General features: G+C 68.0%; 7 protein-coding genes. 2 read left to right on the top strand and 5 right to left on the bottom strand.

Features of this window, described 5'->3' with window-relative positions:
* The first annotated feature begins 178 nt into the window (after positions 1 to 178).
* Positions 179 to 1,069 carry an isocitrate lyase/phosphoenolpyruvate mutase family protein gene (locus tag AB0H62_RS51180; RefSeq protein WP_360593015.1) on the top strand — a complete coding sequence of 297 codons (891 nt, stop codon included), beginning with the start codon at positions 179 to 181 and terminating at the stop codon, positions 1,067 to 1,069.
* Positions 1,070 to 1,895: 826 nt separating this feature from the next.
* Positions 1,896 to 4,196 (top strand): penicillin acylase family protein, encoded by a 2,301-nt coding sequence (locus AB0H62_RS51175; protein WP_360593014.1) that lies wholly within the window; start codon positions 1,896 to 1,898, stop codon positions 4,194 to 4,196.
* A 478-nt stretch (positions 4,197 to 4,674) separates the two neighbouring features.
* On the opposite strand, the gene AB0H62_RS51170 is transcribed toward AB0H62_RS51175, so the two are convergent.
* The 5 genes from AB0H62_RS51170 to AB0H62_RS51150 form a co-directional block, all read right to left on the bottom strand.
* The gene (locus tag AB0H62_RS51170) at positions 4,675 to 5,952 is read right to left on the bottom strand and encodes an FAD-binding oxidoreductase (RefSeq protein WP_360593013.1); all 1,278 of its coding nucleotides are present in this window, start codon (positions 5,950 to 5,952) and stop codon (positions 4,675 to 4,677) included.
* Positions 5,953 to 6,378: 426 nt separating this feature from the next.
* Positions 6,379 to 6,975: a TetR-like C-terminal domain-containing protein gene (locus AB0H62_RS51165; protein WP_255638228.1), complete on the bottom strand. Its 597-nt coding sequence runs from the start codon at positions 6,973 to 6,975 to the stop codon at positions 6,379 to 6,381.
* A 726-nt stretch (positions 6,976 to 7,701) separates the two neighbouring features.
* The gene (locus AB0H62_RS51160; protein WP_360593012.1) at positions 7,702 to 8,271 is read right to left on the bottom strand and encodes a TetR family transcriptional regulator; all 570 of its coding nucleotides are present in this window, start codon (positions 8,269 to 8,271) and stop codon (positions 7,702 to 7,704) included.
* A gap of 487 nt (positions 8,272 to 8,758) precedes the next feature.
* A complete protein-coding gene (locus AB0H62_RS51155; protein ID WP_220242496.1) occupies positions 8,759 to 9,055 on the bottom strand; it encodes a hypothetical protein in 297 nt (98 codons plus the stop codon).
* 110 nt (positions 9,056 to 9,165) lie between these two features.
* A complete protein-coding gene (locus AB0H62_RS51150) occupies positions 9,166 to 9,972 on the bottom strand; it encodes an alpha/beta hydrolase (protein WP_360593011.1) in 807 nt (268 codons plus the stop codon).
* Positions 9,973 to 10,329: the final 357 nt, after the last annotated feature.

Raw genomic sequence — 10,329 nt, 5'->3', positions numbered from 1 at the left:
CAATCAACGTCTACCTCAGCACCCTGCTGAAACAGACCGGAACCGGCTGGGCCATCACCTTCTACCAGGTCACCAAGCTCGAGCAGGACACCACCAGCGAAGACCCCGGCAGCCACTAACAGACCGGACATCGAGCGAGCGGCTATTCGGGCCGAGTGAAAGGACCCCATGGTGGCGGGTGCGCGGCGGGGACCCAGGCTCGCATCGAACGACCGGTCAAACCGCAGAAAGAAGAAAGACCATCACAACGCCTGACACGACGCAACACGCCCGCTACGAACAGTTCCTCGAACTCCATCGCGGCCCCGAGGCGTTCATCATGCCCAACGCCTGGGACGCCCCGTCGGCCCTGCTCTTCAAGGAAGCCGGATTCGCCGCCGTTGCAACCTCCTCGGCGGCCTTCGCGGCGACACTGGGTCGACTCGACGGCATCCACGCCGTCAGCCGCGACAAGCACCTGGCTCATGCCGCGCTCCTCACGTCGGTGAGCGGCCTGCCGATCAACGGTGACTTCGAGGACGGCTACGGCGAGACTCCGGAGGACGTCCGGGCGACCGTCGATGCCGCTATCGCCCGTGGCCTGGCCGGCATCGGTATCGAAGACACCACCGGCGACCCCTCCCAGCCGATTCGCGAATTCGACGACGCGGTTCGCCGCATCGAGGCCGCCGCCTCAGCTGCGCACGGACGGATCGTTCTGACCGGCCGTACGGACAACTTCTTGTGGGGGATTTCCGACATCGGTGACACCATCCGCCGCCTCTCCGCCTTCGCGGAGGCGGGAGCGGACGTTCTCTACGCACCGAACCTGCCGGACCGGGCCTCCATCACCGCAGTCATCAAGGCAGTCGCGCCCAAGCCGGTCAACGTCCTCGTCAGCCCCCAGGACACGGCTACCCTCACAGAACTCCAGACGATCGGTGTCCGCCGGATCAGCCTCGGGGTCGACCCCTACACACACGCCCTCGGAGCAACACAGGCGGCTGCGGCGAAGCTAGCGGAGGGAGACCTGACGGCGCTCGCATCGAATCTCAACTTCGGCCACATCATCGACCTCATCAAGGATTGACACGGCCACGCAACCGGGCAGCTGCGCACTTGCCTCATGCAGTCAGATCGCGACGTGACGTGTTCTGACTGCCCGCGTGACTCGCGCGGATACATCCGGGTACCGGGAGAGCAGAGCCCGGTCAGGCGCATTTGATGAGTGGGGAAACACATGACCGAAACCGATGAGGGGATGCCGACACACCGCGCACCGCGCACCGCGGACGCATGTGGTCACGGCAACGTCGTGCGCTGCGGCCGTACCAACCCAGCCTGCAGCCGCCCGCGCTCCTGCCGCTGGTGCGGAGCCCGGCAGCAGGCGGGGCCCCGCCTCGCGGACAACCAGCTCGCCGGGCTGCGCCGGGACGCCGCGCGCGTCTCGTCGCCGTTCGCCGATCCCGCCCAGCTGACCCGGGTCCGGAAGTTCGTGGCCGGCCGGTCGAAGTGGGCCGAGCGGTGGCCTGCAACTACTCCGGCCCGCCCCACTACGAGCTCCACGTCTCCGGGCTCGGGCCGCATCATCGCGCAGACACCGTTGCACGCCGGCCGTCGCCCAGCACCCGCTCTTCGACCATCACCACGCCCCGACGGCCCGCGTGCCCACCTGAGCGGTGGCTGCGCACCGCCTACCGGATCGCCGGTCTCGAGCCCTCTACATCCTGCTGCACCCCGAGGTCGCGTGATGTCTCGACCACGTCTTGCACGATCAGCAGGCTCCACCGGGCTGTCGCCCCGGCGGCTCGTAACACCGGGCGGATCCGCCGAGCAGGTCGGAGACCATGCGTTGCAGACAGTCCACTGGCACACCTTCCCTGACAGTGCCGTAAACCCCTTGATGAGAGACAGTCGTGGCACCTGATCGAATTTCCCACACGCTGCCCGGGCTGACAGCGCCCGCGGAGATCGTGGTCGACCGCTGGGGTGTGCCGCACATCTACGCGGCCAGCACCTACGACGCGTTCCGCGCCCAGGGCTTCAACGCTGCCCGTGACCGGTTGTGGCAGATCGACTTCTGGCGCCGGCGCGGCCTCGGCCGCCTGGCCGAGGTCTTCGGGCCCGAGCACGCCGAGCGGGACCGCGCGGCGCGGCTGTTCCTCTACCGCGGCGACATGCACCGCGAATGGCTCGCGTACGGCTCGGACACGAAACGCGCGACGACGGCGTTCGTCGAGGGCGTCAACGCGTTCGTGGAGCTCACGCGCCAGAACCCCGAGCTGCTGCCCGCCGAGTTCCGGGAGCTCGGTTACGAGCCGGCGTTGTGGGCACCCGACGACGTGGCGCGTATCCGCAGCCACGGCCTGTTCTACAACGTCCGCGAGGAGGTCGCCCGCGCTCGCACCCTGCGTGACCTGCCGGCGGAGGCCGAGGAGCTGCGAAGGCGGCGCGAACCGTGGCGGCCGGTGGAGATCCCCGAGGGGCTCGACCTCGCCGCGATCCCCGACGACGTGCTGCGCGTCTACGACCTCGCGACGACCGCGCCGGTGTTCGCGCCGCCCGCACCGCAGGACCCGCAGGGCGACGTGTTGCCGGAGGGCAGCAACAACTGGGTCCTCGCCGGTTCGCGGACACGCTCGGGCCGGCCGCTGTTGGCCAACGACCCGCACCGCGCGGCCGCCGCGTTGCCCGGGCTGCGCTACATCGCGCACCTCAACGCGCCGGGCTTCGACGTGATCGGCGGCGGCGAGCCCGCGTTGCCCGGCATTTCGATCGGCCACAACGGCCGGATCGCTTTCGGGCTCACCATCTTCGCGATCGACCAGGAAGACCTCTACGTCTACGAAACCGATCCCGCCGACCCGACGGGCTACCGCTACGACGGCCGCTGGGAACCGATGCGGCGCGTCACCGAGACCATCGCCGTACGCGACGGCGAGCCGGTGGAGGCCGAGCTGCTCTTCACCCGCCACGGCCCGGTCGTGTACCAGGGTCCGGAGCGGAACACGGCGTTCGCGGTCCGCGCGGCCTGGCTCGAGGCCGGCATGGCGCCCTACCTCGGCAGCATGGATTACATGCGCGCCGGGGACTGGGACGAGTTCTCGGCCGCGATGAACCGCTGGGGCGCGCCGCCGGAGAACCAGGTCTACGCCGATCCGTCGGGTCGCATCGCCTGGCAGACCGGCGGTCTCACCCCGATCCGGCCCAACTGGGACGGCACACTGCCCGTGCCGGGCGACGGCCGTTACGAGTGGGCCGGCTTCTACGACACCGACCAGCTGCCCGGCACCCTCGACCCGGAGGCGGGATTCCTGGCCACGGCCAACGAAATGAACCTGCCGCCGGACTATCCGCCCGACCGGCACATCACCTACGACTGGTACGCGCCCTACCGCAAGCACCGCATCGACGAGGTCCTCGCGCAGACCACCGACGCCACCCCGCAGAGCATGGTCGCGCTGCAGAGCGACTTCCTGTCCGTGCCCGCGCGCCGGATCGTGGCGCGGCTGCGGGAACTGAGCGTGGCCGTCGACGGGCTGGACCTGCTCACCGGCTGGGACGCCGTGCTGGCGCCGGATTCCGCGGCAGCCGCGCTGTTCGAGGTCTGGTACCGCCGCCACCTGCGGCCCGCGTTGCTGGCCCAGGCCCTGGAACCGCTGGTGGGCGCGGAAGCCGCCCACACGACGGCCACCCGCATGTCACCCGCGGACGACCTGCTCGCCGACACCCGCATTACCCTCGAGCTGGTCGAGAACTCCGGCGCATTCGCCGACGTCGTCGCGAAAACCCTGCCCGCCGCCGTCGCCGACCTCGAAGAACTGCTGGGCGCCGACCGGAGTGCGTGGGCCTGGGGCCGGCTGCACGTCGCCCGCGCGCAGCACCCGCTGAAGGCGTTGCTCCCTAACCTGCCCGAAGACCGGCTCGCCACTGAACCGCTTCCGCGCGGCGGCAGCGGCGACACCGTCGGGAGCACCGAGTACGGGCCGAATTTTGTGCAGTCGGCGGGCGCGACGTTCCGGGTCGTCGTCGACGTCGGCGAGTGGGACTCGTCGCTCGCGATGAACGCGCCGGGCCAGTCCGGCCGGCTCGACGACCCGCACCTGACCGACCTGTTCGCACCGTGGGCCCGCGGGGAGGCGTTCCCACTGCTCTACAGCCGGGAACGGATCGACGCCGAGGCGGAGACCGTCATCGAGCTGAACCCGCCCGCCTGACATCCCTACGCGAGGTGCGCGACCCGACAGTCGCAGTTCAGAGGGCAAAGCCCTCCACGCGTTGTGGCACGACGCCGCCCGGCAGTGCGCCCAACTTGCCGCCCCCACGCCGCCAACCTCCACCAACGTGGCCTGCCGGCGCGCGCCGCTACGGCGCTCACGGCCTTCGGCCGGATTGCGCGATCACACCCTCGGACAAGGACGTTCGGCCCACGTGTAGCTAGCTGCCCACAGACCGCAGATCGACCGACACGTCCGCGAAGGCAAGACCAGGCGCGAAGCGATCCACTGCCTCAAACGCTATGTCGCACGCGAGCTCTACGAACTCATCGGCCGCGCCCCACAACGCACCAGACTGCCAACGATCGCTTGACCTCCATAGGGCATCGAACTCCCCGTCATCTATCGCTGAGAGGTCGTCCACGTCGTGAACACCCGGAACGAGGCTGTGTCCGACTCGCCCTAGCGGAACGCCCTGTCAGGCGGCCGGGATGTTGTGGTTCAGCCGGAACACGTTGGCCGGGTCGTGGGCTTTTTTGATCTCGACCAGGCGGGCGTAGCGTTCAGGACCGAACGCCTTTTCCATTTCGGCCGGACTGGTGGCCTCGTCTGGCGAAAGAAAGTTGGCCATCCGGCGCTCCGCTGACCAGGGAGCCAGCGCGTCGATCACCGCGGCCAGGCTGCCGCGCATCAGTTCGGCCTGATCAGGCCCGCCGACGCCGAAGCCGAACACGACGAACGGCACACCCCGGGTGGAGACGCTGTTGGCGACGGCCGGCTCCCGATCGAAGGCACCCCCCAGGTACCGGATTTCGACATTGACCAGCTGCGAACCAGACTCAGGACCGAGGACCCCCACGAAGGCCTCGACAGCCTCGGCGGAGAACTCCCGCAGTGAGGTCGTCCTGTCCCAGTACGGCATCGGGTCTTCGGGGTCGTTGTGAATCCGCCGCGAAGCCGTGTAGGGCAGCTCTGACATCGCGTCGAGGACCGCCGGTGCGACAGCGCGCATCGGGGCGAGCAGACGCTCGGCGTCCTGTTCGGACCCGAGGTGCGCGTAACGGAGGTGGACCACGTTCGCTCCCCTCAGCGGCCCCGGCAGCTCGGGAAGCAGGGGCAATCGCTGCGCGGCGATCGACGAGGTCGCCTCTACTGGCAAGCCGGTGACCCACACGCGCCACGCGTGCAGGATTTCGGCCAGGTGCGCACCCGCGAAATACAGGGAGCCCCCGTAGAAACGGGTGACGGGGAACAGCTCGAACTCCAGCGCCGTGACCACCCCGAAATTACCCTTGCAACCACGCAGTGCCCAGAACAGGTCGGGTTCGCTCTCGGCAGTCACCGTGCGCAGCTGCCCGTCAGCCGTCACTACGTCGAGCGAATGCACGTGGTCGGCCGCGTAGCCCAGGCTCCGGCCGAGGACTGGGCTTTGCCCTCCGCCCAGCGTGTACCCGGTCACCCCCACGTCCGGCGCCGAACCGCTCAGCGGAGCCAGACCGTGCCGCGCCGCCTCGTCGATGACCTCCTGCCAAATCACACCGGCTTCCACGCGAGCCCTTCGGCGCGCTACGTCGATCGAGATGCCTTTCATCTGTCGCGTCGTGACGAGCACAGAGCCACGCGCAGAGGAAACCATCTGATGGCCCGAGTTCTTCACCGCAACAGGCAACCCACGGGCCCCGGCGAACCTCACCGCGGCCGTGACATCCGCCGCGCGGGCCGCGCTGACCACAACCTCGGGCTCCAGGGTGGCCAACAAGTTGTACTGCCGACATTCGTCCGCATAGCGCGGCTGCCCCGGGACGAGTACCTCACCGATGACTTCTCGGCGAAGGACGGCCAGCTCCTCAGCTCGCGCGGACGAAAGGGCAGAATTCCCAAGAGTTTCGCGCATAGTTCTTCCGCTTCGTCGGATATCAGGGCGAACTGAATATTAGGGGAATCATTGCGAAATTTCACTGCACATAAGGGAAGGAATCGAACGTCGATCGGGCATGACATTCCTCGACATTAACGCCGCTTGGGCCAGCCTGGCGCACCGGTAGTGACGACCAAAAGCTGCGCCGACTGGGGCCGAGCCACCTCGTGCCTGTACCCGCAGCAGTGGCACGGAGCCGATCAGGCACTGGTGAAGGTCCGCCAGGAACGTGGTATCGAACGAAGAATCCTTCACCGCGCGTGATTACCTGCCACGCCGCACCGGCGAGGTCGACCGCCGGTTCATGGTTGTGCGAGCAGCGATCGTTGGCCACAGCACAGCCACTACGTCTGCAGGGATGTCTATGTACCGCTCGCCGCCGTAGTAGTTCGCGAAGTAGGCTCCAAAGCACAACGTCGAGATGGTGTGGACGTCGATACCGGCCCGGACCGCACGACGCTCCTGCAGCTGTGTCAACGCCCTCTCGATGAATCCCACGCGGGGCCGGACCGCGTGCTCGCGCAAGATCTCCATCAGCTCCGGCGTGCGGATGGCCTCGGCGGCGAAGTTTCCCATCAGCACCATGGCGTCGGGGCTGTAGCGAGCGGGGTCGACATGGCGGACGGCTTCTACGAGCGCGTCGCGTGGCTCCAGGTCGTTCAGATCAACGGTGTACAAGTCACCTTGCTTGCGGAAACCGTAGTCGAGGGCGTCCACCACCAGGTCAAACTTGTTTCCCCACCGTCGACGCAGCGTGGAGCGGCCGACCTTGGCATCGTCCACGATGTCTTTGATGGTCATCTTGGAGAAGCCGTCCATGACCAGCCGCCTGCGGGTGGCGAGGATGATTGCCTCGTCCAAGGCCGTGTCACGAGGGCGGCCGCCAGCGCCACTATGTTCTAGTTCGCCCGCGGAGTTCGTCATACGATTGCGCGCTCCAGCTTGCTCGCGTGTGGTCGACCGTTAAGACATTCGGCGGGTTCGTGTGGGACGTACGCTCCCGGGCCTCACCACACAGCCGCCTTCGTCGGTCTCGACCTGGCCGCACCCCAGAGTGGTGCGCGGGTCGCGGCCGATCACGAGATGAAGCCAGTTACGCCCCCTCCTCCATGCTCACCTTCTTGTCGGCGTCAGTCGACGATCGGTTCTTACCGCCGGCTGAGGCCAACGCACCGGTTTGATCCAGAAGTAGATCCTCATCCGCACTCGACCAGGCCATACACCCGACCGGGAACCAGTCGACGCACACCAGCGACGGAGTATGCGGGCCGAGAAAAACTCAAGGGCTTGCGGGCCGACGGCAATGTTCGTACCGGCGTGCGGGTGGCCGGCGAGGTGTGGGCCTGCGGCGTTGACGAGCAGGGACGGTCAGCATGCCCGTCAGCGAACTGCTTGCGGCCCTCGAGCCCAAGCAACACCGACTGGATCGCGGGGAGCAAGCAGCCAGGCGCGAACAGTTGCGTTGCGTGGATGGCCGCCAGTTTTTTGGGTCGTTGACCACTCGCGCGGCGATCGGTTCCTGGAAGCCGGCATCGGTGCTTGACGTCCCCTGCTCGATCCTGCCCGTGAGCCGGCCGAGGAACGCGGCTATTCGCTGCGCTCCAGCAACGTCCGCACCGCCGGCCCCGTCAACCGAGCCACGTCCTCCACCGAAGCGCTCGCCAGCGGATCCTTCCGCGTCACCGCGCGGACCAGGCCGATGCCCAGCAGCCACGCCAACGCGAGGTCGGCGCGGAGGGCGGCATCGGGTTCGTCGGTGAGGGAGGCCAGCGCCTGGCCGTAGGCGTCGCCGAGCTGGTCGCGCAGGGCGGCGTCCGCGCCGTCGTTGCCGGTGGAGCGCAGGTAGGTCTCGAGGGAGCGGTCGCGGCGTTCGGAGTTGTCCTTGAGGAGGCTGCGCAGCGTTTCGGCGAAGAGGTGCTCGGGTGGGGTCGCGTCGAGCTGGGCGAAGCCGCCGCGGGTCATCGCGGCTTCGAAGAGGGCCTCTTTGCTGCCGAAATAGCGGAATAGCAGCGCTTGGTTCGCGCCGGCGCGGCTCGCGATGTCACGCACGGTGGCGCGGTCGAAACCGCGCGCCGCGAACAGTTCTCGGGCGGCCTCGAGCAGCGCCGCTTTCGTCGCCGCGGCGTCCCGTTTCCGGGCGTGCGATTCTGCGGTCATGGCGACTCCCGTTCGGCAGTGGCGATCACCCGGGCTCCACGCATGGCGGCGAGCTGCACACCCAACCACCCGGTCGTCCCGCCGGCGCCGTGAACGAGCAGCGTCTCGCTCCGCACCTTTATTCAGAGAGCACCTGCTCCGCAGTCAGAGCAGGCACAGGGAACGCCGCCGCCGTCTCCCATGCCACCAATTGACAGATTGGAAGCCAACGACGAAACGCAAGTAGAGATAGTTTTCAAGGCAGACCTGTTCGATTCCGTCATACACCTCTCTCGTCTACACTGGTCGTCTTGTCGGCGTCAGCCGACGGTCGGCTCTTACCGCCTGCCGTCTCCTGGCCTCCTCATCCCCCGCGCGAGTGTCAGGAACCGCGCTGCCACGGCGGCGAGTACGGCGGCAAGCACGATGAAGCCCGCCGTGAGGAACACCGTCTGCACGGTCACTGACGACACGAGGATCGCGCCGACGCCGGACCCTGCCGCCAGAGCTACTGGAGTTCGTGACATTCACCGCCGACGCGGCTTCCGCGGTTTCTGGGGCGCGCCGAGTACTTCCAGGTGGTGAACTGCCCGATGAACACCAGCGCGCCCGCCACCATCCCGGACCGGGCGGCCCGCTGCGTCACGGCGCCCAGCAGATCAAGCAGGTGCGAGCGGCCGTCCGGTGGAATGCCCGGGCGGATGACCGTCTGCGCAACCACGACGAGCAGGGTCGCCGCGGCGGAGAACGTGAGCCGCCGGCCGAGGAGGTTGCCGAGGAACTGGCTCGCCGGGAGCCCCACCACCGTCCCACCCGACGGTAGGCCACGGGCTCGCCCCGAAGCAGTCGGTGCTCGCAGGGTTTGCGCCACTTCGCGAGCTGGTGCTGGTCGGCTCGGTCGGCACATCCGCTGTGTCAGATCCGATTCAGGTGGTCCCGAATTTTGGCGGCGACGAGTTCGGGACGCTCCTCAGGGAGGTGGTGTCCTGCGTCATCGACCACTTCGACGCGCAGGTCTGCGGCGTGCGGCGTGGCAGCACCCAGCATTGCCGGAGGCGTGAACGGGTCGGCGCCGCCGGCGAGCAAGAGCGTGGGTGGCCGAAGCTTGCGGGTCTCCGCATGCCGCAGCATCGGGATGAACTCTTTGTACGCGAACTGGTACATGAGCTGTTCACCGGCGCGCGCGATGTCGGGTTGGCGGAGCACGTCCACGTACGCGGCGACGGCGTCGGCCGGCATCGACGCCCGGTCGACGACACCGCGACGCAGCCAGCCACGGGTGAAGGACGGGATGTGCGCCAGGACGAAGCGGCCGACCAAAGGTGTCTCGACGAACGGTGTCCACAGATAGCGCCAGGCGTTGCGGACCATTCGTCGGACATCGAGGTAGGGGTGGAGTTCGTTCAGGGCGACCACGTGGGTGACGCGGTCCGGATCGTCCAGCGCGAGCTGGAAGGCCAGGGCTGCACCACGGTCGTGCCCGACGAGCGCGATCCGGCCCAGCCCCAAAGCGTCGAGCAGTGCCCGCAGATCGTCGACGAGCTCGGCGGTGCGGTACCCACTCCTCGGCGCGTCCGACCAGCCGGCCCCGCGCAGGTCGACCGCGATGAGCCGGTGCGAGTCACTCAGGAGGGGCATGACGTGCCGCCACATGTACCAGTGCTTCGCCCAGCCGTGCAGCAGGAGGACAGGGGATCCGGCACCTGTCTCGGCGACGTGCATGCGCAGCCGCCCCGTGGCGATGTACCGGTGGCGGACACCCGGGACCTGCAGCGCTTCGGGGACACCTCGTGCCGTCGTGTCAGGCGCTTCGCGCCTTTGTGCGCTCATTCGTGTCCCCTGCCGGCCGGGTCGGCGACCGTGAGCGGATCGCCGCTGTCGCAGACGAACGCGACCGATCCCAGAGCCGTCCGCCCCTGTCCGCCACCGCACACAGCAGCGGACGAAGGACGGATGACAGGCGCCGTTGTGATCATGCCCCCGACTCTAGTGTCGCGTGTCTGAAGTAATTTTACGGTTGATTTTGGTGATGATGTCGTCGTCGGTGGCGGTCCAGGTGAAGGGTTTGGCGCGGTCGTT

The organism is Amycolatopsis sp. NPDC050768, assembly GCF_040654155.1.
Taxonomy (GTDB): domain Bacteria; phylum Actinomycetota; class Actinomycetes; order Mycobacteriales; family Pseudonocardiaceae; genus Amycolatopsis.
Note: the sequence above shows the minus strand (reverse complement) of the source record. Positions and strands in the feature narration are given on the sequence as shown.

What these genes read in the sequence shown, in the direction of transcription:
- AB0H62_RS51160 (WP_360593012.1), bottom strand. Translation starts at nt 8,271, where the DNA reads ATGACCGCAGAATCGCACGCCCGGAAACGGGACGCCGCGGCGACGAAA.
- AB0H62_RS51150 (WP_360593011.1), bottom strand. Translation starts at nt 9,972, where the DNA reads ATGCACGTCGCCGAGACAGGTGCCGGATCCCCTGTCCTCCTGCTGCAC.